The 21,947-nt window shown below is 71.9% G+C and carries 19 protein-coding genes and 2 pseudogenes; 8 read left to right on the forward strand and 13 right to left on the reverse strand.

Annotation, left to right across the window (positions count from 1 at the left end; all coding sequences use genetic code 11):
- Window positions 1-70: 70 nt before the first annotated feature.
- Window positions 71-310: a DUF397 domain-containing protein gene (locus ACTWQE_RS28000; RefSeq protein ID WP_443331850.1), complete on the reverse strand. Its 240-nt coding sequence runs from the start codon at window positions 308-310 to the stop codon at window positions 71-73.
- 114 nt (window positions 311-424) lie between these two features.
- Between ACTWQE_RS28000 and ACTWQE_RS28005 the strand changes: the two are divergent.
- A pseudogene (locus ACTWQE_RS28005) lies at window positions 425-685 on the forward strand (hypothetical protein); the annotation flags it as partial.
- Here the strand turns inward: ACTWQE_RS28005 and ACTWQE_RS28010 are convergent.
- The 8 genes from ACTWQE_RS28010 to ACTWQE_RS28045 form a co-directional block, all read right to left on the reverse strand.
- Window positions 642-1,184, reverse strand: a complete 543-nt coding sequence (locus tag ACTWQE_RS28010; RefSeq protein WP_443331867.1) for a type 1 glutamine amidotransferase domain-containing protein — start codon at window positions 1,182-1,184, stop codon at window positions 642-644. The pseudogene ACTWQE_RS28005 and the gene ACTWQE_RS28010 overlap by 44 nt on opposite strands.
- Before the next feature lie 145 nt (window positions 1,185-1,329).
- Window positions 1,330-1,857, reverse strand: coding sequence for a VOC family protein (locus tag ACTWQE_RS28015; protein ID WP_443331851.1), 528 nt, complete (start codon window positions 1,855-1,857; stop codon window positions 1,330-1,332).
- Between the two features lie 286 nt (window positions 1,858-2,143).
- The gene (locus ACTWQE_RS28020; protein WP_443331852.1) at window positions 2,144-3,700 is read right to left on the reverse strand and encodes a phytoene desaturase family protein; all 1,557 of its coding nucleotides are present in this window, start codon (window positions 3,698-3,700) and stop codon (window positions 2,144-2,146) included.
- A 117-nt stretch (window positions 3,701-3,817) separates the two neighbouring features.
- Window positions 3,818-6,232, reverse strand: a complete 2,415-nt coding sequence (locus ACTWQE_RS28025; protein WP_443331853.1) for a tetratricopeptide repeat protein — start codon at window positions 6,230-6,232, stop codon at window positions 3,818-3,820.
- Window positions 6,214-7,140 (reverse strand): oxygenase MpaB family protein, encoded by a 927-nt coding sequence (locus ACTWQE_RS28030; RefSeq protein ID WP_443331854.1) that lies wholly within the window; start codon window positions 7,138-7,140, stop codon window positions 6,214-6,216. The genes ACTWQE_RS28025 and ACTWQE_RS28030 overlap by 19 nt, the downstream gene beginning before the upstream one ends.
- A gap of 165 nt (window positions 7,141-7,305) precedes the next feature.
- Window positions 7,306-8,082, reverse strand: coding sequence for a polysaccharide deacetylase family protein (locus ACTWQE_RS28035; protein WP_443331855.1), 777 nt, complete (start codon window positions 8,080-8,082; stop codon window positions 7,306-7,308).
- Complete coding sequence (locus ACTWQE_RS28040) at window positions 8,079-8,945, reverse strand: DMT family transporter (protein WP_443331868.1); 867 nt, start codon at window positions 8,943-8,945, stop codon at window positions 8,079-8,081. Before ACTWQE_RS28040 ends, ACTWQE_RS28035 begins: the two co-directional genes overlap by 4 nt.
- 19 nt (window positions 8,946-8,964) lie before the next feature.
- Entirely contained in the window at window positions 8,965-9,750 is a 786-nt protein-coding gene (locus ACTWQE_RS28045; RefSeq protein ID WP_443331856.1) for an SDR family NAD(P)-dependent oxidoreductase, read from the reverse strand.
- A 187-nt stretch (window positions 9,751-9,937) separates the two neighbouring features.
- Between ACTWQE_RS28045 and ACTWQE_RS28050 the strand changes: the two genes are divergently transcribed.
- From ACTWQE_RS28050 to dhaK, 6 genes are all read left to right on the forward strand, one after another.
- Window positions 9,938-11,053 carry an MGDG synthase family glycosyltransferase gene (locus ACTWQE_RS28050; RefSeq protein ID WP_443331857.1) on the forward strand — a complete coding sequence of 372 codons (1,116 nt, stop codon included), beginning with the start codon at window positions 9,938-9,940 and terminating at the stop codon, window positions 11,051-11,053.
- 579 nt (window positions 11,054-11,632) lie between these two features.
- Complete coding sequence (locus ACTWQE_RS28055) at window positions 11,633-12,655, forward strand: ABC transporter substrate-binding protein (protein WP_443331858.1); 1,023 nt, start codon at window positions 11,633-11,635, stop codon at window positions 12,653-12,655.
- Window positions 12,652-13,500, forward strand: a complete 849-nt coding sequence (locus tag ACTWQE_RS28060) for an ABC transporter ATP-binding protein (protein WP_443331859.1) — start codon at window positions 12,652-12,654, stop codon at window positions 13,498-13,500. Before ACTWQE_RS28055 ends, ACTWQE_RS28060 begins: the two co-directional genes overlap by 4 nt.
- Entirely contained in the window at window positions 13,497-14,366 is an 870-nt protein-coding gene (locus ACTWQE_RS28065; protein ID WP_443331860.1) for an ABC transporter permease, read from the forward strand. The genes ACTWQE_RS28060 and ACTWQE_RS28065 overlap by 4 nt, the downstream gene beginning before the upstream one ends.
- A 54-nt stretch (window positions 14,367-14,420) precedes the next feature.
- On the forward strand, window positions 14,421-15,755 hold the full coding sequence (locus tag ACTWQE_RS28070) for an LLM class flavin-dependent oxidoreductase (protein WP_443331861.1): 1,335 nt from the start codon (window positions 14,421-14,423) through the stop codon (window positions 15,753-15,755).
- Window positions 15,756-16,550: 795 nt separating this feature from the next.
- On the forward strand, window positions 16,551-17,543 hold the full coding sequence (gene dhaK, locus ACTWQE_RS28075; protein WP_443331862.1) for a dihydroxyacetone kinase subunit DhaK: 993 nt from the start codon (window positions 16,551-16,553) through the stop codon (window positions 17,541-17,543).
- A 70-nt stretch (window positions 17,544-17,613) separates the two neighbouring features.
- Here the strand turns inward: dhaK and ACTWQE_RS28080 are convergent, their stop codons facing one another.
- The 4 genes from ACTWQE_RS28080 to ACTWQE_RS28095 all read right to left on the reverse strand — a co-directional run bounded on the left by ACTWQE_RS28080 (window position 17,614) and on the right by ACTWQE_RS28095 (window position 21,317).
- Window positions 17,614-18,096 carry a nuclear transport factor 2 family protein gene (locus ACTWQE_RS28080; protein ID WP_443331863.1) on the reverse strand — a complete coding sequence of 161 codons (483 nt, stop codon included), beginning with the start codon at window positions 18,094-18,096 and terminating at the stop codon, window positions 17,614-17,616.
- Between the two features lie 232 nt (window positions 18,097-18,328).
- Entirely contained in the window at window positions 18,329-20,170 is a 1,842-nt protein-coding gene (locus ACTWQE_RS28085; protein WP_443331864.1) for an MOSC domain-containing protein, read from the reverse strand.
- Between the two features lie 277 nt (window positions 20,171-20,447).
- Window positions 20,448-20,666, reverse strand: a complete 219-nt coding sequence (locus tag ACTWQE_RS28090; RefSeq protein WP_443331865.1) for a CsbD family protein — start codon at window positions 20,664-20,666, stop codon at window positions 20,448-20,450.
- A 171-nt stretch (window positions 20,667-20,837) separates the two neighbouring features.
- On the reverse strand, window positions 20,838-21,317 hold the full coding sequence (locus tag ACTWQE_RS28095; protein ID WP_443331866.1) for an NUDIX hydrolase: 480 nt from the start codon (window positions 21,315-21,317) through the stop codon (window positions 20,838-20,840).
- Between the two features lie 418 nt (window positions 21,318-21,735).
- On the opposite strand from ACTWQE_RS28095, the pseudogene ACTWQE_RS28100 reads away from it, so the two are divergent.
- Window positions 21,736-21,947 (forward strand): annotated as a pseudogene (locus ACTWQE_RS28100) (O-antigen ligase family protein); the annotation flags it as partial.

A 21,947-nucleotide genomic window follows, 5' to 3' on the forward strand; every position in this document is an offset into this window, starting at 1 on the left:
TCGTCCCGCGGTGTCCCCCAGACTGGGGCACCGCGGCCCGACGCGCGGATTCAGCTGATCAGGTGAGCCCTCAGGTGAGGTCGAACTCGCCGTCACGTGCGCCGAGGACGAACGCGCGCCACTCGGCCGGAGTGAAGATCAGCGCCGGGCCCTCCGGATTACGGCCGTCCCGCATCGCGATATAGCCCTCGATGAAGGCGATCTGCACATCACCCGTCCCCTGGCTGCTGGACTGCCACTCGGCGTTGCTCAGATCGAGCTGAGGCTTTTTGAACTCCGCCAGCGGCTGTTGTGTGGTGCTGTCGGCCACGTCCGTGCTCCTCCCGGTTCGTCTACCCGGTCAGCCTAGCGAGCGGTGCGGGTGCCGCACAGGCCGCGGACGTATCACTCCCCGGGCGAATCGGCGCCGACCAGCCACATGGCCCCGCGCGCTCTGGTCATCGTCCCCCGGATACAGCGCTCGCCCAGCGGCAAGGCGGACTACCGCTGGGCTCGCGCTGTCGCGGCGGACGCCCTGGGGCGCAGGCCGGGGACCGGGGAGCGACGGGCTGTCGACGCCTCCGGGCCTGGGGCCGGGCCCCGGGCTCGGAGTTGGCCCTCTCCGGGTTCTCCCTCCGGCGTCCTCGCTCAGGGGTGTCCGTTCAGCCGGGGACCTTGGAGAACTCCCCGAGGAAGGTCTCGTTGAACGCCTTGAGGTCAGCCGGCTTGCGGCTGGTGACCAGGGTGTTCGGTCCGTTCGTGCACACGTTGGCCTCCTCGTCGACCCAGGTGCCGCCGGCGTTGCGAATGTCGGTCCGGAGGCTGGGCCAGGAGGTCAGGACGCGGCCGCGCACCACATCGGCCTCGACCAGGGTCCACGGCGCGTGGCAGATGGCCGCGACGGGCTTTCCGGCGTCGAAGAAGCCCTTGACGAAGGCCATCGCCTTCGGGTCGAGCCGCAGGAAATCCGGATTGGCGACCCCGCCGGGCAGCACCAGGCCGTCGTACTCCTCGACGGTCGCCTGGCCGACCGTCTTGTCCACCGGGAAGGTGTCCGCCTTGTCGAGGTGGTTGAAGGCCTGGATCCGGCCGGACTTGGGGGAGACGAGTTCCGGTGTGCCGCCCGCGTCGGTCACGGCCTGCCACGGGTCGGTCAGCTCGATCTGCTCAACACCCTCGGGGGCCACGAGGAAGGCTACCTTCACTGTCGTCACGTCCTCTCAGGACTGCTCGTGCTCGGTCTGCTCCCTTACGCCCCCACGCGTTCCCGAGCAATTAGGGGTGAAACGATCGTCACCGAGATCCGGCGGCGGACAGCCTGCACCGTTTTCCGTGGTCGGCGGGCGGTGCTCAGCGTGCGTCATCCACGAGGGGGGTGCCGTTGAAGACACCCAGTCGTTCCCGGTACAGCTCGATCGGGACCCCGTTCGGGTCGTGCAGATAGAGGCTCTCCTCCACCCCGCGGTCCGGGCCCACGTAGGCGACACCCGCCGCGTCGAGCGCCGTGCGGGCAGCCGCGTACTGCTCGTCGCTCACCGAGAGCGCGAGGTGCTGGACCCCGCCGACCGTCTCGGTGAAGGGCGGATGGTCATGGCCGGGGAAGTCGAAGAATCCCAGCAGATTGCCGTGACCGATGTCGAAGAAGAAGTGCGTGGAGCCGCGGTAGTCGCGGTTCTCCACGATCTCGACCAGGGGAAAGCCGAGGAACTCCTGGTGGAAGCGGATCGTCTCCTCGACGTCACGGCAGATGAAGGCGACATGGTGGATGCCGCGAGCGGTGGTCGCGGGCCGGGCGGGGCGACCGTGGAGATACCGCGCACGCAGTTCCTCGCGGCGTGCCCGTACGGCCTCCAGTGCGGCTCCTTGGGGCTGAGGCATTTCCGGGCCCTCCCATCCGGTTGATTGGAGCTTCAACCTTTATGGTGTTCCTGCCCGGAATCCGGAAGGCTCACCACCGGAAGGCAGGGTGATCCGCCGGACGCACCTGCCCACCGCCGGGACAGGTGGTGGGAGCGCAGCGCGTGGAAAATCGGGCGCGGATGTCGACCCCACGGCTGATGCCGCCCGTACGGGTAGGTGGGCCCGGCCGGGCCCACCTACCCGTACCGGTCCGTGTTGCCCGCGGGGCGGGCGCCGCGGAGCAGGGCCCCTGCCGCGCGGCGGCTCACCGGCCCAGCGCCGCCATGGCCGCGTTGTGGCCTGGGATGCCGCTCACCCCACCGCCGCGTACCGCTCCCGCACCGCACAGCAGCACATTGGCGTGCCGGGTCTCCACGCCCCATCGGCCCGTCTCCTCCGTCGCATACGGGAAGGCGAGGTCCCGGTGGAAGATGTTCCCGCGGGGCAGACCCAGATCGCGCTCCAGGTCGAGCGGCGTCCTGGCCTCGATGCAGGGCCTGCCGTCGGCGTCCGTCGCCAGGCAGTCGGTGATCGGCTCGTCGAGGCAGGCGTCGAGCCGTTCGAGCGTGGACTTCAGGAGCTCGTCACGCACAGCGTCGTGGTCCCGCTCGAACAGCCGGGCCGGGGTGTGCAGCCCGAAGAGAGTCAGCGTCTGGTAGCCCTGTGCCACCAGCTCCGGGCCGAGGATCGAGGGGTCGGTCAGCGAGTGGCAGTAGATCTCCGAGGGCGGGGCACTCGGCGGCTCCCCCGCCGCGGCCTGCCGGTACGCCGCCGCCAACTGCCCGTACCCCTCCGCGATATGGAACGTCCCGGCGAACGCCTCGCGCGGGTCGGCATCGCGGTCCCGCAGCCGCGGCAGCCTGCGCAGCAGCATGTTCACCTTCAGCTGGGCGCCCTCCGGCCCGGGCGACGGCGGCTCGTCTCCGACCAGCCCCGCCAGTGCCTGGGGCGAGGCGTTGACGAGCACCTGGCGGGCGGCCACCGTCCCTTCCCGGTCGGGGCCGCGGTACGTGACCTCGGCGCGGGTGCCGTCCGTGGCGACGGCGACCGCCTCATGCCCGGTGACGATCTCGGCGCCGGCCGTACGCGCCGCGCCGGCCAGCGCGTCGGTGAGCGCGCCCATCCCGCCGACCGGCACGTCCCAGTCGCCGGTGCCCCCACCGATCACGTGGTAGAGGAAGCAGCGGTTCTGCCGCAGGGTTTCGTCGTGCGCGTCCGCGAAGGTGCCGATCAGCGCGTCGGTGAGGACGACACCGCGCACCAGGTCGTCGTCGAACGCGTTCTCGACGGCGATGCCGAGCGGCTGCTCGAACAGTGCCTGCCAGGCCGTCTCGTCCCCCACCCGTTCACGCAGCGCCGTACGCGTCGGCAGCGGCTGGGTGAGCGTGGGGAAGACCCGCTCGGCCACCCGCGCCGTCATGCCGTAGAAGCGCTCCCAGGACGCGAACTCACGGTCGGATCCGGTGAGCCGGGCGAAGGCCTCCCGGGTGCGCTCCCGGTCCGCACGGTGCACCAGCAGACCTGTGGCCCGGCCGCCCCGCTCGGCCGGCGTGTACGAGGAGACACCGCGCCTGCGCACCTCGAACCGCAGCCCCAGATCCTGGACGATCTTCTGCGGCAACAGGCTGACCAGGTAGGAGTAGCGCGAGAGCCGGGCGTCGACCCCCGCGAAGGGCCGGGTGGAGACCGCGGCCCCGCCGGTGTGGTCCAGCCGCTCCAGGACGAGCACGCTACGGCCCGCGCGAGCGAGGTAGGCGGCAGCGGTGAGGCCGTTGTGGCCACCCCCGATGATCACTGCGTCGTACGAGTCCTGACCAGGCATGCCCCTTGGTAACACGCCGTGGCGCCTCGGGCCCAGGGCCTGAGCCGCGGGGCCTCCGACGGGCCGGAGGCACCGGAGCGCTCGGAGGTCCGACAGGGCGGAGGTCCCGGCCAGGGCCTACCGGCGCTGAGCACCGCGCTGTTGACGCAGGGCGGCCACCCGCCGGTAGAGCTCGACCGCCTCGGCGGAGCGGCCCAGCTGCTCCAGACAGTGCGCCTCGTCGTTCCGGCTGGTGAGAGCGTCGGGGTGGTCCGCACCCAGGACACGTTCACGCGCGGAGGCGACCTCGCGGTAGACGGTGAGGGCATCGGCCCAGCGGCCCAGCCAGCCGAGGCAGACGGCCACCTCGCGGCGGCTGACGAGCGTATCGGGGTGATCGGGGCCGAGCACGCGCTCGCGGAGAGCGCACACCTCCCGTGCCTCGGTGAGCGCCTCCTCCCAGCGGCCGAGCCGTCCGAGATTGACACCGAGGCCGTGGCGCGCGCGCAGCGTCTCGGGGTCGGACGGGCCCTGCGCTCGCGTACGGTCGTCGACCAGATCGCGGTAGAGCCCGAGCGCTTCGGCGCTGCGGCCCAGCCGCCCCAGGCTGATCCCCACCTCGTACCGGGCGGCGAGCGTGTCGGGGTGCTCCGGGCCGAGGGCCTGCCGACGGGCCTCGGCCACCTCCCGGTAGGCCTGCAGAGCATCGTTCCAGCGACCCAACTGCCCGAGGACGTAAGCGACTTCATAGCGGGTGACGAGGGTGTCCGGGTGCTGTGAGCCGAGGACGCGGGCGCGGGCGGCGGCCACGTCGCGGGCCATCGCGTAGGAGTCCTCCAGCCTGCCGAGTCTGCTCAGGTTGTAGGCGAGGTTGTGCCGGCACCGCAGGGTGGCGGGGTGGTCGGGGCCCATGGTGCGCTCGCGTACGGCGAGTACGGCGGCGTACACCTGGTGGGCCTCGAAGTGCCGGCCGAGCTGGCCGAGGACGTACGCGGTCTCCTGGCGGGCGGCGAGCGTGTCGGGGTGCTCGGGGCCGAGGACCCGCTCGCGTCCCGCGGCGACCCGGTCGTACTCCCGGAGCGCGTCGGCGGGGCGGCCGAGCCTGCTGAGGGTGAAGCCGATTTCGTAATGGCTGGCGAGCGTGTCCGGGTGGTCGGGGCCGAGGGCGTGCTCGCGTTCGGCGGCCACCGAGCGGTGCACCTCCCCGGCCTCCTCCCAGCGGCCCAGCCGGCCCAGTTTCAGCCCGGCGTTGTGCCGCTTGGCGAGTACGGTCAGCAGCTCGGGCGGCGGGGTGGGACGGTCGTGTTCGGACGGGAGGAGCCCGGGCCGCCAGGGGTCGGTGCGGCCGGTCCACTCTCCGGTGAGCCCGGCCGAGGGGTCGGGCGGCGGGGTGCCCGGGCCGCGGCCGGCTTGGGCCTTGGAACCGGTGGTCATGCCCCGGGCCCAGCCGGGGAGGCGGTCCGGGGCGGGCCTCGCGCCCGGCGGCCCGGGGAAGGTACCCGCACCCGCGCCCCACCCCGGACCCTCACCGGCGGCCCAGCCGGGACCAGCCGCACCCGCACCCGCACGGTCGTAGCCGTCCCCGGCGGTGAGGGCCGCCCGGCCGGGGGACGGGGAGAGCGCCTCCGGCCGCCCGGCCACCGCCGCGGGCAGCCCCGACGCCAGGGGCGCCGGCCGCTTCGCCGGTCCGGAACCGGGGCGCGCGTAGCGGGCGGAGGCGATCCGCTCCTCCAGGTCGGTGGCGTCGCGGGGACGGTCACGGGGGTCCTTGGCGAGCAGGTCGAGGACGATCCGTTCGAGGGATACCGGGAGTTCCGGGCGGTGCCTGCGCGGCGGCTCGGGCGGGGTGTCACGGTGCCCGACCAGGACAGCCCAGGCGTCGTCGAGGTCGAACGGCGGTGCCCCGGTGGCGATCTCGTACAGCACACAGCCCAGCGAGTAGAGGTCGCTGCGGTGGTCGACCGCCTCCCCCGCTATCTGCTCGGGTGACATGTAGTTCGGAGTGCCCATGGCGATGCCGGTGCCGGTGAGCCGGGAGCTGAAGCCGATGTCGTGGGCGAGGCGGGCGATGCCGAAGTCGCATATCTTCACGGTGCCGTCCGTGAGCCGCATGATATTGGCCGGCTTGAGGTCGCGGTGCACGATCCCCTGCCGGTGGGTGTAGGCGAGCGCGGCGGCGACCTGCTCGGTGATCTCCACGACCTCGGCAACTGCCAGGGGATGCTGCTTGTTGTCCTGGAGCAGCTGGCTGAGGTTGCGCCCGTCGAGGAGCTCCATCACCAGATAGAGCACACCGTCGTCCTCGCCGAAGTCATGGACGACGGTCACCCCGCGGTGCTGGAGTGCGGCGGCCACCCGCGCCTCTCGCCGGAACCGCTCGCGCAGGACCCCCGCGAAGGCCGGGTCGTGCTGCGAGCCCATCGGTTTCAGGCACTTGACGGCGACATGGCGGCCCAGCGATTCGTCGCGCGCCCGCCACACCTCGCCCATGCCGCCGCGCCCGATCACGTCGAGCAGCCGGTACCGGCCGTGGATCAGCCTCGTCTCCCCCATTGTGTGCCGCCGCCCCTGTCGATTCGCTGCGCCCTCCCCGGCGCGTCCAGTATGGCGGCCTGTCTGCGCAGCTTGTAGGGCGACGGGCGGGCGTCGGGGCCCAGCCGGGCGACAGCCTTGCCGATATGGGCTGGTGGCAGCTTCCAGCGCGCGTCGAGCGGCAGGGCACGGAGGATGTTCCCTGTGGTGCGCAGCCGTCGGGTGACGGTCCCCGGGACAGGGGCGGGGCGGCCGTAGAGCTCGTGGGCGTACGGCGGCAGCGCGGCGTAGGCGAGTGATGCGACGCGCCGCCAGAGAAGTTCACGCGCCGGAGCCAGCAAGGGGTGAACGGGAGGGCGGCGCAGAAAGGCGTCGACCTCGTATGCCTCGGGTCCGGCGGCGAGTTCGGGCCGTATCTTCTCGAAGTAGGCGGCCAGCTGGGCGGTGTCGGCGGGGACCTCGTCGGGGTCGAGGCCGACCAGGCGGGCCGACGCACGGTGTTCGTCGATGTACTGGTCGGCCTGGCGGTCGCTGAGCGGGAACCCGGAGCGGCGCAGGACGTGCAGATAGGAGTCGGCCTCGGCGCAGTGCACCCAGAGCAGCAGTGCGGGCTCGTCGACGCCGTACCGCCGGCCGGTGTCCGGATCGACGGCGGTGAGGTGCCGGTGGATGTTCCGCACCCGGGCGCCGGCCTTCTCCGCGGCGTCGGTGGTGCCGTAGGTGACGGTGCCGATGAAGTCGGCGGTCCGCCGCAGCCGGCCCCAGGCGTCCTCCCGGAAGTCGCTGTTCTGCATGACGCCTCGGACGGCCCGCGGGTGCAGCGCCTGGAGGTACAGGGCGCGCACTCCGGCGATCCACATCATGGGGTCGGCGTGCATCTGCCAGGTGACCGAGCTGGGGCCGAACAGGCCCGGGTCGGCGTCGCGCATGGCCCGCACCTCCCGATACGTATCAGGCTACGGCGTGCCGGGCTACGGCGTGTTGCGAGAACGGCGCCGTCCCGGCCACGCCGCCGGAGCCCCTTGGGGACTACGGGGGGCAGTGGGCTCTTCCGGGCCAGGCAGCTTCCGGCGGCCGGCACCCGCGGGCGGCCGTCAGCGCCACAACAGCGGCATCCCGCCTGCCGGAGCAGCGGGCCGGCGCGCTCGGGGCAGTCCGTGCTCGTGGAGCGGTCCGACGGTCAGCCCGCGTGCCCGGCATGCCGTGATCAGGTCGGGAAGCGCGCCCAGGGGGGCGCGCCACGAACCCCGGGCGCCCGTACGGTCCGAGTCGTGCAGCAGCACCGTCGTCCCGCCCCGCAGCGTCCTGGTCAGCTCCGAGAGCACGGTGTCGGGGCTGGCCCACGCGGTCCAGTCATGGCCCCAGGCCGACCACAGCACCGGCCGGAGCCCGGCTTGCCGCGCGGCGGCCCAGCGGCCTCCGGTGAGGATGCCGTACGGAGGGCGGTACCACAGCGGTCGTTCCCCGGTGAGACGGCGGACCGCTTCGACGGTGCGCCTCAGGTCGTGGACGTCGCGCACGGGGCGGGGGTACCAGGGGTGCTCGTGCTGCCAGCCGTGCACGGCGAGTTCATGGCCCTGGGCCACGATGTCCCGTCCCAGGGGGCTGTGTCGCTCCAGTGCGCTCCCGAGGACGAAGAACGTCGCCCGGACGGACAGCCGGTCCAGCGCCCGCAGGAAGTACGGGGTGCTCCGCGGGTCGGGGCCGTCGTCGAAGGTGAGGGCGACATGCCCCCGGGCCCCCTGCCCGTCCAGCGCGGGCCACAGGGCCCCGCGCACGGCGGGCAGCCAGGTGGCCGCGGGCCCGATGTGCCATGCCCCCGTGGCGAGGGCCCCGCAGAGGAGCGCCCGGCGGAGCGGAACCGCGTTCACCACATCTCCTCTCCCGCACCCGAGACCACCGGGGACCGGGCCAGTTGCACGCTGCCCAGGACGAGCAGGGCCAGCGCCACGGCCTCGGGCAGCGCCCGGATGCCGAGGGCGATGTGCTCGTCGAAGAGCAGGGCGCCGAGGACGGCGCTGAGGAGCGAGTCGCCCAGGGTGAGGGCGGGCTGGGACGCCACGAGCGTGCCGGCCCGAAGGGTCGCCTGGAGCAGCAGGAAACTCGCCAGTCCGACGCCGATGGCCGTATAGGTCTGCCAGGCCGTCACCAGGTCGGCCGGCCCGTCGTCCAGTCGGCCGAGGGCATCCTTCATCAACCCCGCGGTGCAGGAGAATCCGATCGCCGTCGCGGTGCCGAGCACGGCGGCCCGCGGTGCGGAGGGCAGCCGAAGTGCCACGGCGATCAGCACCAGCACCACGAGCGAGACGGTCACCGCGACCAGGATCCACCGGCCCGCCGGGACCGTCCCACGGCCGCCCGACGGCGAGGCCAGCCCCAGGAAGACCGCCAGCCCGACGGCCATGGCCACGAACGCCCAGCGGGTGCGCGCATCGGGCCGGCTGCGGAAGACCAGGCTTCCCACCACCAGGGTGAACAGCAGTTCCGTCGTCATCACGGGCTGCACCACCGCCAGCGGCCCCGTGGCGAGAGCGGCCGCCTGGCACAGCGCCGACAGGCCGAGCACTCCGGCTCCCCACAGCCAGACGGGCCTCCGCACCAGCCGGAGGAGCCAGGAGAAGCGGGGGGCCTCTGCGCCGGGCTTCTCGTCGGCCGCCGCCCGGCGCTGGAGCACCGAGGCCACGGCGTTGCCCGCGGCTGCGAGCAGCGCCAGAACGATCGAGAGCGCCGTCAGCACGCCGGGGCCCCGTCCCTCAACCGAAGCGTCTGGCCAGCGTACGGAACACTCCGGGGGCCAGCCCGTGAAGGCGTGCGGGCATGCCGAGCCAGGACGGGACGAAGAGCTCGTCGTGTCCGGAGACAAGGGCCGACCGGACGGCTCCCGCCACCCGTTCCGCAGGCACCGGACGCGGTCTGTTCCGGTGGTACGGCACCCCTCTGCGACTGAAGAACGGCGTGTCCACCGCGCCCGGCAGGACCATCGACACCCGGACCCCCGTAGGGCCGAGCTCATAGCGGAGGCTGTCGGCGAAGCTCATGAGTCCCCCCTTCGCGGCGGCGTAGACAGCTTCCCCCCGCACTCCCACACACCCCGCCATGGAGCCGATCAGGACCACATGCCCCGCCCCCCGGTCCACCATCCCGGGCAGCACGAGCCGTACGAGGTGCAGCGCCGCCGCGAGGTCGACCGACAGGATCCGGTCGATGGCCTCGGCCGGCATCTCCGTGAACGGGCCTGCCCAGCCGATCCCCGCTCCGGCGACCAGAGCGTCCACCCGGCCGGCCCGGTCCAGGGCCTGCTCGACCAGCCGCGCCCGGCTGCGGGCGTCGGTGAGGTCGGCGGACAGGGGGGTGCCCGACGTCCTCTTCGCCACCTCCGCCAGCCGCTCCTCGTCCCGTCCGTTGAGCAGCAGCCGCCAGGCGCCCTCGGAGGCGAGCCGCGCCGCCACGGCGGCCCCGATACCGGAGGACGCGCCGGTGATGAGGGCCACCGGTCGCTGCGTGCCGGTCCCGGGCGCGCGGCGGGATCTGTCGAGCATCGTCGATCCTCCGGATCCTGGGAAAGGCAGGGCGTGGTCCTTCCAGAATCCTGGCTACCGGACCGGGCCGCCTGTTCACCGACGCGGCCGTATCCACCCGAACAGGTCGATTGGGCCCCGTCCCGGTGCGGCATCCAGCCCTTGGGCCGTGTCGTGCCGTCGGCATCGGGAGTCTCAGGGAACGGCGATGCGTGTGGAACGGCGATTCGTGCTGATCAGCGCGAGCATGGGAGCGGGTCACGATGTGGTGGCCGACGAACTCGCGCGCCGGCTGCGCGCCCGCGGCCACGCCGTTCTGCAGCGGGACCTTCTCACGCTGTTGCCGCCGGGTGCGGGACCGGCCCTGCGCTCGTTCTACCGCGCGTCGGTCCGGCACGCCCCCCGGATCTACGCGGGGATCTACCGCGCCTTCCTCTCCGGCGGGCCCGGGAAGAGGCCCGATGTCTCCCCGCTGGCGGCTGTGGCCGAACGCCGCGTCCGTGAGGTGGCGGACCGCTGGCGGCCCGATGCCGTCGTCTCCACCTTCCATCTGGCGGCCCAGGTCACCGGCCGGCTGCGGACGCGTGGGGCTCTGGGGATTCCCAGTGCCGTCGTGGTCACCGACTTCGCCGTGCACCGGGGATGGCTGCACCCGGGGAACGACATGCATCTCTGTGTCACCGAGGCAGCGGCGCGGGCGGCGCGCGCCGGAACCGGCCGGCCGGCCGCGGCACCCGGCCCGGTGGTGCCCCCGCACTTCCACGCGCCGGGTGGGAGCAGTGCGCCCTCACGGCAGTGGAGCGAGACGTTCGCCCGCCACGCTCCCGGCCGTCCGCCCGTACTGCTCTCGACCGGCGCGTGGGGGGTGGGCTCCGCCCTGGAGGCGACGGCCGTGGAGCTGGTACGGCACGGCCGGCTCCCGGTCCTGCTCTGCGCCCGGGACGAGCGGCTGCGCCGGCGGGCGTCCCGTCTGCCGGGGGTGCTGGCCCTGGGCTGGGTGGAGGACATGCTGGCCCTGATGTCGGCCGCCGGGGTGCTGGTGGACAACGCGGCCGGGCAGACCGCGGTACAGGCGCTCGCGGCGGAACTCCCGGTGATCGGCTACCGCCCCATCCCCGGCCATGGCGCCCACGGCGTACGGGAGATGGCCGCGGCGGGGCTCTCCCTCTTCGCCCCGTGCCCCGACGAACTGCTGTCCGCGGTGGACGTACTCATCCGTCCGGGCCCGGCGCGGGAGCGGCTCATCGCCCGGGGGAAGTCCGCGTTCCGGTCGGACGCCGCGCACCTCATCGCCCAGGTGGCCGGCGAGCCTCCCGGGAGCTGACCACCGCCGTACCGCGTGCCGGAAGGCCACTCCTGTGCACCCCCGGCCCCTGGAGTGAATGGCTCAAAATCCGCTATGCGAGACGGATCGGAGAATCATTGACGCCGAACGAGCGTGCTGGGATGCTCCTTCGCGTGAGTCAAGCTGCGAGCCTTGTCGCGCGCCTGCACGTCGATCTGCGACGTCACGCCAGCGCCATCTGTGCCGCCGGTCGCTGAGCCGGGGCCATTTCCCCCTGCTTGCCCGCGCATTTCGGGATTCCGGCCCCTCGAAGTGGCTCGTTCCGATGTGGCTCATCTTCCTGCTGCCCGCTGCTCCGGTCAGGTGTTCCGGCCCCGAACGGCGATGAACCACACGCCATGAACGATGGTTTCGGCCAGCGCGTCCGCGGGTGCTTCCCTGCTCCCGCCGTCGTCCGTGACTGAAGCTGCCGCTCTGCGCCGGGGCTGATCCGTAGTCAGCGGTACTCCCCTACTCCCCCATCTCACACACGCCTGCATACGCCGCCGCGGACCCGCGGTGCGTTCCTCCGCGGTGCGTTCGTTCCAGCACGCTCCATGACAGCAAAGGGTCTTTCTCATGCTTTCCGGCACTCCTCGAAGAGAGTTTCTCGGCCTTCTCGGCATCGCCGCGGTCGCCGTGAGCTGCGGCACGGCGACCGCCGACAAGGGAGGCACCAAGAAGCTCAAATACCAGGGCTGGGCCGGCCAGGTCACGCTGCCCGAACTCGCCCAGGATCTGGGCCATCTGGGCGATGTGAAGCTGGACTGGGTCGGCAACACGATCAGCGGCCCCCAGGACATTCAGTCCGCGGCGACCGGACAGACCGACTTCGGTGGCGCGTTCAACGGCGCGGTGGTCAAGCTCATTGCCGCCAAGGCACCGATCAAGGCCGTGATCGGCTACTACGGCTCCGACAAGGACGCCTACAACGGCTTCTTCGTCCGACAGGACAGCGCCATCCGGTCGGCGCGCGACCTGATAGGGAAAAAGGTCGGGATGAACACCCTCGGTGCCCACTCCGAGGCCATGCTCGACATCTATCTGAGGAAGCACGGCCTGTCCGAGGCGGAGAGCAAGAAGGTCGAGCGGGTGGTCGTCCCTCCGGTCAACACCGAGCAGTCGCTGCACAAGAACCAGATCGATGTCGCGGTGCTCGGCGACATTCTGCGCGAGAAGGCTCTGGAGAACGGAGGCGTCCGGCCCCTGTTCACCGACACCCAGTTGCTGGGCGACTTCACCGCCGGCTCGTATGTCTTCACCGAACGCTTCATCCGGCAGAACCCGGACACGGTACGGACTTTCGTGACGGGTGTCGCCCAGACCATCGAATGGTCACGCACCACTCCACCCGAGAAGGTGATCGAGCGGATGACCGCGATCGTCAAGGAGCGCCGTCGCAACGAGGACTCCGCCGCGCTCAAGTACTGGAAGTCCTTCGGCGTCGCCGAGACCGGCGGCCGCCTCGCCGACCGGCAGTTCTCGCTGTGGACCGACTGGCTGGCCGAACGTGGGCAGATCGAGAAGGGCCAGGTGAAGCCGGCGGACACCTACACCAATGACTTCAACGGCTACCGGAAGAAGGGGAGTCACTCATCATGACCACCGCGAAACTCAGTCTCCGGAATGTCGGCAAGGTCTTTCCGGTGCGCGGAAAGGCAGGCGCCCGGACGGGCTCCCGGCCGGCCGTCGGCCAGAACGGTTTCACCGCACTGGAGGGAATCGACCTCGACGTCGCCCCCGGCGAGTTCGTGGTCCTGGTCGGCCCCAGCGGATGCGGCAAGTCCACCCTGCTGGACCTTCTGGGCGGTCTCTCGAAGCCCACCACCGGACAGATCCTGCTGGACGGCGAGCCGGTGGCCGGTCCCGGCCTCGACCGGGGCATCGTCTTCCAGCAGTACGCGCTGCTGCCCTGGCGCAGCGCCCAGGGCAACGTCGCGTTCGGGCTGGAGGCCACGGGCGTTCCCCGCCGCGAGCGCGCCGAGCTGGCCCGGCACTACCTGGACCTGGTGGGCCTGTCCGGCTTCGAGGACCATCACCCGCACGAGCTCTCGGGCGGCATGAAGCAGCGGGTGGCGATCGCGCGCAGCCTCGCCTACGACCCCGAGGTCCTTCTCATGGACGAGCCGTTCGCCGCGCTGGACGCGCAGACCAGGGAGTCCCTGCAGGACGAACTGCTGCGGATCTGGGAGCGCACGGGCAGGACCGTCGTCTTCATCACCCACGGCATCGACGAGGCCGTCTATCTCGGGCAGCGCGTGGCGGTGCTCACCTCCCGGCCCGGACGGATCAAGGAGGTGGTCCCGATCGGTCTGGAGTCCAGGACGGACGTGGACGATCTGCGGTCCACCCCCGGGTTCGCGCACTACCGGCACGAGATCTGGAGCCTGCTGCGCGACGAGGTGACCCGGGCCCAGCAACTGGAGAGGGAGGTCGTTCCCGTATGAGCACCACCACCCGTACCGACGCGAAACCCTTCGTCCCCGCCCCGCGGAGGCCGGTGCCCGCCCGGCCCCCGGCCGTCCCGTCCACCGCGGGCGGCCGGGTGCGGAGCGTCCTTCTCGCCCTCGTCACCCGTACGGTGGCGGTGGCGGCCCTCCTGGCGCTGTGGGAGACCGCACCACGCCTCGGTCTGGTCGACCGGACCTTTCTGCCGCCCCTGTCGGAGGTCGTACAGGCCTGGTGGGAGCTCCTGGCCGACGGGCAGCTCGCCACCCATCTCGAAGCCAGCCTGGTGCGCTCGCTGAGCGGCTTCGGGCTGGCCGTCGCCGTCGCCGTACCGCTCGGGCTGCTGATCGGCTGGTACCGGCCGGTCGCCGACCTCCTCAATCCGCTGCTCGAGGTCTTCCGCAACACCGCGGCGCTCGCGCTGCTGCCCGTGTTCGTGCTGATCCTGGGCATCGGCGAGACCTCGAAGATCTCCATCGTCTTCTACGCCTGCACCTGGCCGATCCTGCTCAACACCATCAGCGCCGTGCGGAATGTCGATCCGACCCTGCTCAAGCTGGCGAAGTCGATGGACCTGCCCGCGCCGCGGCTTTTCCAGAAGGTGATCCTGCCGGCGACCGTGCCGACCGTGTTCACCGGGATCCGGATGGCCGGGTCATTCTCCATCCTCATCCTGGTGGCGGCCGAGATGGTCGGCGCCAAGGCCGGACTCGGCTTCCTCATCAACTCCTCACAGTTCAACTTCGCCATCCCGGACATGTACGCCGGGATCATCACCATCTCCGCCATCGGCGTGGGGTTCAACCTCCTCCTGGTGTCCCTGGAGCGCCGCTTCACCGCCTGGCGCCTGCCCAGCAGCAGCTGACACTCCCGTTCTCCTCCCGGGTGCGCCCGCACCCGCAGACCTTCAAGGACAGCCATGAGCAGCGAGGACACCCGGACGTTCCATCTCAACGCCTTCCTCATGAACGCCGGGCATCATGACGCCGCCTGGCGCCATCCGCGTACCCGTCCCGAGCGCGCCACCGACCTGACGTACTTCCGGGAGCTGGCGCTCACGGCCGAACGCGGGAAGTTCGACTCGGTCTTCCTCGCCGACGGTCTCGCCCTGCGCGGCAACGCCCGGCACAACGTGCTCGGCGGCTTCGAACCGCTGACCCTGCTGTCGGCGCTCGCCGCCGTCACCGAGCACATCGGCCTGATCGCCACCGTCTCGACCACCTTCAACGAACCCTTCCACACCGCCCGTAAGTTCGCCTCCCTCGACCACCTCAGCGGCGGCCGGGCGGGCTGGAACATCGTCACCTCCGCGGGTGTCGAGGAGGCCCGCAACTTCGGTCAGGAGGAGCACCTCGAGCACGCCCGGCGGTACGACCGGGCCCGCGAGTTCGTCGACGTCGCCACCAAGCTGTGGGACAGCTGGGAGGACGACGCCGTGGTCCTGGACCGCGAGCGCGGGGTCTACGCCGAGACCGGCAGGGTCCGGCCCATCCGGCACACGGGCGAGTTCTTCGGTGTGGAGGGCCCGCTCAATGTGCAGCGTTCCCCGCAGGGCTACCCGCTGCTCGTCCAGGCCGGGTCGTCGGAGGACGGCAAGGAGTTCGCGGCCCGGTACGCGGAGGCGGTGTTCACGGCCCAGCAGACACTGGCCGACGGCCAGACCTTCTACAAGGACCTGAAGTCGCGGCTGGCCCGGCACGGCCGCGCCCCCGAGGACATCAAGATCCTCCCCGGCATCTGCCCCGTGATCGGCGACGACGAGGCACAGGCCCGTGAGCTCGAACAGGAGCTGACGGAGCTTCAGGTTCCGGAGTACGGGCTGGAGCAGCTCTCGTCGATGCTCCAGGTGGACCTCGGCGGCCTCCCGCTGGACGGTCCGTTGCCCGACCTCCCCGAGGAGCGGGACATCAACGGCAACAAGAGCCGTTTCACCCTGGTCGCCGAACTCGCCCGGCGCGACGGGCTCACCCTGCGCGAGCTCATCGCCCGTCTCGGCGGCGGCCGCGGCCACCGGGTCGTCGCCGGTACCGCCGAGCAGGTCGCCGATCAGCTCGAGGAGTGGTTCACCGAGGGTGCGGCCGACGGGTTCAACATCATGCCGCCTCATCTGCCGGGCGGACTGGAGGACTTCGTCGACCAGGTGGTCCCGATCCTCCAGCGCCGCGGACTGTTCCGCACCGAGTACACCGGGCGCACCCTGCGCGCACACTACGGGCTGCCCAGGCCCGTGAACCGGCTGTCCGCCGGAGCCTGAACCCACCACACGTCTTCCTCACCTTCGACCGGCTGGGCGTGAACCCCTTCACCGACCGTTTCGCCGTCACCCTGCCGGCCGAGGGCACCGTGCGCGGCATGGGAGGCATCCGGATCACCGGCGACGACTGCTCCACCACCGTGCCCAGTCTCCACGCGGCCGGGGACGCTGCCACACGTGAGCTGACCTGCGGCGGCTTCACCGGAGGCGGCAGCCCAGCGCGGCCTGGGCGATCTCCTCCGGTACCTGGGCCGGGCAGGGCGCCGCGCGCCACGCGCGGTCGCCGGGCGTCCGTGCGGGCGACCGCCGGGTGCCGGCCGCGGGCGGGGCCGGGCTCCGGCCGGCACACCGGGTCCGGCCGACGGCTACCGGGAGGTGCTCTCTCGGCTGGGGCCGCGGCCGTACCCCGGGCGCCGCGCGGGCCGTCGGTCCGTCCCTGAGCCCCTCCTCCGGCCCGCTCACGTCCTGGGGAGCCCGGGGATCCGGTGCGGTGGAGGCACTGAGCGGGCAGGACCGTACGGCGCGGTCCTTCGGACGGGGGGCGGCGGCCCCGGCCTTTCTGCGGCCGCCCCTCCGTCTGTGCGGTGCCTCGGCGGCGTGCATGTCCTGCCCATGGACAGCGCGTCGAGCGTAAAGTCGGCAGTGGGTAGCAGGAGGTCGGCATGGGGTCGGCAGGCCCGCCGCACCGCCCGGCCCGCCCAGGAAGCACCAGGACCGAATACCCTCCGCAGCTGCCCTGACCTGCTGGAGCCGAGGTCAGGACGGGCAGCTGCCCGCCTCGGACGGAGCAGCCGTATGAAAATGCTGATCAACGTGCCGGACACCGTGGTCACCGATGCGCTGCGCGGGATCGCCGCCAGCCATCCGGAGCTCACGGTCGATATCGAGAACCGCGTGATCGTACGGCGCGACGCGCCCGTGGCGGACAAGGTCGGGCTGGTATCCGGCGGCGGGTCGGGGCATGAGCCGCTGCACGGCGGTTTCGTCGGGCCGGGGATGCTCGACGCCGCGTGTCCGGGGGAGGTCTTCACCTCGCCCGTGCCCGATCAGATGGCTCGTGCGGCGGCGGCCGTGGACAGCGGCAAGGGCGTTCTGTTCATCGTGAAGAACTACACGGGCGACGTGCTGAACTTCAACATGGCCGCGGAACTGGCCGAGGACGAGGGCATCCAGGTCGCCAGCGTGCTCGTCAACGACGACGTCGCGGTGACGGACAGCCTCTACACGGCGGGACGGCGCGGCACCGGGGCGACGCTCTTCGTGGAGAAGCTCGCGGGCGCCGCGGCCGAGGAGGGGGCACCGCTCGAGCGGGTCGAGGCCATCGCCCGGCAGGTGAACGAGTCCTCCCGCAGCTTCGGAGTGGCGCTGAGCGCCTGCACCACCCCGGCGAAGGGAAGCCCCACGTTCGACCTCCCGCCCGGCGAGCTGGAGCTGGGCATCGGCATCCACGGCGAGCCGGGCCGGGAGCGGCGGGCGATGATGACCTCCCGTGAGATCGCGGACTTCGCCGTGAACGCCGTCCTGGAGGATCTCCGCCCGGACTCCCCGGTGCTCGCCCTGATCAACGGCATGGGCGCGACACCGCTGCTGGAGCTGTACGGCTTCAGCGCCGAGGTCCACCGGGTGCTGGGCGAGCGCGGGGTCAGTGTGGCCCGTGCACTCGTCGGCAACTACGTCACGTCGCTGGACATGGCAGGCTGCTCGGTCACGCTGTGCCAGGTCGACGAGGAGCTGCTGAGGCTCTACGACGCGCCCGTGGCGACCCATGGGCTCCGCTGGGGCCGCTGAGCTCGTACGGAAGCGCGCCTTCCGGCGCCGGGACCGCTTCAGCCGGGCCGGCTCGGCGGGGAGGGGTGCGTCACTTGCCCACCGAGGCGAGGTAGGTGTCGAACTCCTCCCCCCGCTGCGTGTCCTCGAAGACCACGTAGTGGGTGAGCCTGCCCCAGCGCGCGTGCCCGTAGATCGTGCCCTCGTTCGTGTAAACGATCTCGCCCTTCTCGTCCTCGCAGTAGTTGTGGAAGCGCAGACAGAGCCGCGTCGCCCAGGGTGCTCCGGAGACGAGGACGTCGTCGAACTCGATCTTCAGCCCGACGTCCACGAACCGCCGCAGCCACTTCTCCACTTCCCGCTTTCCGCGGAACTCCCCGGCCCAGGAGCTCCGTCCGGGGAAGACGAACCGTACGTCGTCGGCGTACGCGCGCAGCTGCGGTTCGAGGTCGCCCTCGCCCAGCCGCCGCGCGTTGTAGCGCACCATGGCGCCCACAGCCGCGCCGTACAGCGCGGGCAGCGCCACCCCCGCCGCCGCCGCGACGGCGACGGCTGTTCGGCTCCTGACCGGCATCCGGACCTCCCTGGTTCTCGGTGGATCGACTGCACGCGACGCTAGTGCCGCGTGCGCCTCCCCGCACCGGCGCGGAGGCGCACGATGGGATCGCGCGCACACTCCCGGCTGCCTCCCGAAACCGTGCCGTCGCACCCCGCCTCCGGGTAGCCGAGGGCCCGCAATCTCCCTCGCCACCGGCGGCGACGGGCCGCTTGGTCCTCAGCGACCGGCGCATCGGTCGATCGGCGGGCTACAGCGGGATGCGGAGGTCGCTGGTGGGAACGGCGCAGCACAGGAGCGCGTTCCCGGGATTCGGCGGCAGGGCCGGCGGCGTGGTGTGGGTGATGCTTCCGCTACCGACGGGTTGCTGACAGAGGTGGCAGGCGCCGACGCGGCATCCGGAGGGGGCCGGTATGCCGAGGGTGTCGGCGAGGTCGAGGAGGGTGCCGTGGTCCGGCGTCCAGTCCGCGTGGCGGTCGCTGACCGTGAAGGACACACGGAACGGGCCGGACGGCGGAGGCACGAACGCCTGGGAGGAAGCGCCGGGCGAGGCGAACGTCTCCTGATGAACGGCGCCGGCGGGCAGCCCTCGGCGGATCAGGCTGGTGCGAGCGGCGTCCATGAACCCTGAGGGTCCGCAGAGATAGGCGGTCGCCGTCGGCAAGTCGACCAGCGGTGCGGCGACATCACCGATATCGGGGTGACCGGCCGTGGCGTTCCACCGGGTGAGATCGCCCCGTTCGGGATGAGTCAGGAACAACTGCGCGTGTCCCTGAGGCAGGTTGGCGATCGCTGTACGGGCTTCCTCCCACAGAGCGAGCCGCCGGCCGCTGCGGGCGGTGTGGCAGAGCACGATGGGGCGGCCGGGGTCTTCCTCCGCCGCGGCGTGCAACAGGGCGAGGGTTTGGGTGATGCCGATTCCGGCCCCGGCGAGCAGCAGCGGCGGGCGGGAACCGGACTCGGGAGCGGGGCACGAGTCGGAGTCGGCGGTCAGGGTCCCGTGCGGGCCGGATACCAGCAGCGTCGCATCGACGCGGGCATGGCGGTGCAGCCACCGTGACATGCGCCCGTCGGGGTGGCGTTTGACGCTGATGCGCAGGTCGCCGTGGTGGGCTCCGGAGATGGTGTAGCAACGCCAGAGCGGTCCTCGGTCGTCGGTGATGTGGATACGCAGGTGCTGCCCGGCTCGGTGGGGGGCGCGCAGCTGCTGCAGCGGATCGCGCACCCAGATGCTCACCACGTCGTCGCATTCGGCCTCGCGCGCGACGATGCGGGCAGGTCGCGGCCAGTGCTCGGGCGGCAGGCCCGCTGTGGGCGGACGAGGGCTCCCACGGTGCCGGGTGCGGATCAGCCGGTCACCGGTGCGTACCGTTCCGGGGGTGATGACGCGGGCCCGGACACCGCAATAGAGATGCCCGAAGCGGGTCATCAGCGCGGCGGGGATGTTGAGGTCCGCCTCGCTGGTGAGGGGGTTGACGCAGGTGGCCCCACACCGGTTGATCGGGTGCAGTACGTCGAGTTCGGCCTCGCCGAGCCGGATACGTTCGCCGGGGAGGGACAGTTCCGCCCACGCGCCGAGCCCGGACACGTAGAGATTGCCGCGGAAGCGCAACGGATCGACCGGTGCCTCGATCGCCTCAGCAAGCGCATCGACGGTGTCCAGGTTGATCAGCGAGACGGCGCCGGTCCGGTCGTCCCAATAGCCGCGATCGGCGCGAACCAGCTCGGGCCCGCCGTGAGGACCGGCCGGTAACCACTGACGCAGCAGCGCATCGGCGTCCTCACGGCTTTCGGGCTGATCCAGCGACACGGTCACCGGGGCCCGCCCCGGGTGGTGCAGGGTCACGGTGGCGGTGGCGTCGTCGAAGCCGACTCCCAGCCGCAGCAGCCCGGTGTCGGTGGTCAGCCGGGCGAAGGTCTCGGTGGGAGCCCAGTGCCCCGCGTGCGGCACCGGGCGATGCCCGTTCGCGATGGCCAGCACCCGGTCCCCCGGTAGGCCGCGTCCTGGGAACAGTGAGGCACTGTCGATGTCCTCCCCGGCGCAGCCTTTGATCGGGTACCGAACCAGCCGTCGCACGCGCGCGCCGCTCACCGGATGCCTTTCCTCTCTCGAGGCCGATGCCACCTGGCCGGACCGGCTCCCAGCAGGGATCAGGCCCCGCCCCGACCAGCCTGCGCCCGCACGCCGTTGATGTCCATGTGTGATCCATGGACGACGCTGTCCACCATGCCTCCTACGGGCGGTGCCGCGCGACGCGGCATCTTGCTTGTCACAGGCCGCTCGTCGATGGCCCGATGGTTGGGCATGAAGACACCTGCCCGCGCGGCCCGGTTTCGTACCCGGACCGCGCGGCTGTACGGGAGACCGGTCAGTGCGCCTTGCGCCGACCCTTGCCCTTGAGGGAGTCCTTGGCACCGGCCAGGTTCTCCTTGACGTCGTGCAGGGCTTCCTTGGCCTTGCCCTTCATCTGCTCGGTCCGGCCCTCGCCGCGGGTGCGCTCATCGCCCGTGATCTTGCCGGTCTTCTCCTTGGCCTTGCCCTTCATCTTGTCGGCGGTGCCATGACGGCCGCCTGTTCGCTCACGCATGGGACCAGCCTTCCTGTCGGTGCGGATGGATGTCCTCCGCGATCCACGCTGCCGCACGGCCTGCGCCTTCGCACCTCGGGCGGCTCCCGCTGAGCGGCCGGGGGACATCCGCGCTCGACGGATGTCAGCGGGCGACGGCGGACACCGGCCGATCCGGCCGCCGCGCATGCTTCACAGGGCGGCCGTGGGTTCGAACCATGCCGGGCCGTCGCCCAGTGCCTGCTTGATCCGCATCAGGGCGAAGTCCTCCAGCTCCGGCAGGCTGTCCAGCGCGAACCACCCCACGTCCAGCGATTCGTCGTCGTTCACCCGGGCCTCGCCGCCGACCGCCCGGCAGCGCAGCGTGATGTCCATGAACTGGCACCGGTCACCGTTGGCGTACTCCACGGGGTCCAGTGCCTGGACGAGGACGACCCGCTCGGGCACGCAGTGCACCGCCGTCTCCTCGAACACCTCGCGCACAGCCGTCGCCGCGGGCTGCTCTCCGGGCTCGCAGATGCCTCCGATGATGGCCCATCTGCCGGTGTCGACACGCTGTCCGAGCAGCACACGCCCCTCGTCGTCGAAGACGATGGCACTGACGCCGGGAAGCCACAGAAGCTGATGGCCGGCGGTCGCGCGGAGCGCGAGGATGAAGTCGGGGATCGCCATGGGTCGAGCGTAGCGGCATCCGGGATCTTGACTTCGCGGATGGGATACGTCCGGTGGACGGGGGCCGGGTCGGGGCCGGGCGGAAGGGCCGGACCCGGACGGCTACGAGCCGGGCCGGGGCGGCTCGGACGGGCCGCCACGGCTCGTGCGTGCGGACAAGCCCGGGGCCGGGGCGGCTCGGACGGGCCGGGGCAGTCCGGGCGGAAGGGTTCCCTCCGGGCACATCCGGCACATCGGTCCTGCCGGGGACTCCACAGCCAGGCGTCACAGCCGTTACGGTGTCGCCATCCATGTGCCCGCGGGCGGCGTGCCGAACGCCGCGAGCGGAGCCCGTCCGAGCTGGGGGGTCGACGGGATGGCGCCGTCTGTCGCAGGACCTGTCACGCGCGAGCGCGGCGGCGCCGCCGATGCCACCGGCATGGTCATCCTCGGCTGCTGCGCGGCATGGGCCCTGATCACCGCTTCGGGCCGCGAGTCCAGGCCCGAGGGCATGCTGCTGGCACTGCTCGCGGTGGCCGCCGGCTACGCGTGCGGCCGGATCGGCGGAGCGGTGCTCCCGGTCGCGGCGCCCGCGGGAGCAGCGCTCGCGGGTGTGGCCATGGCGGTCGCCACACCGTACGACCTGCCCGG

Source organism: Streptomyces sp. 8N706 (assembly GCF_052245415.1).
In the GTDB taxonomy this organism is placed as follows: Bacteria; Actinomycetota; Actinomycetes; order Streptomycetales; family Streptomycetaceae; genus Streptomyces.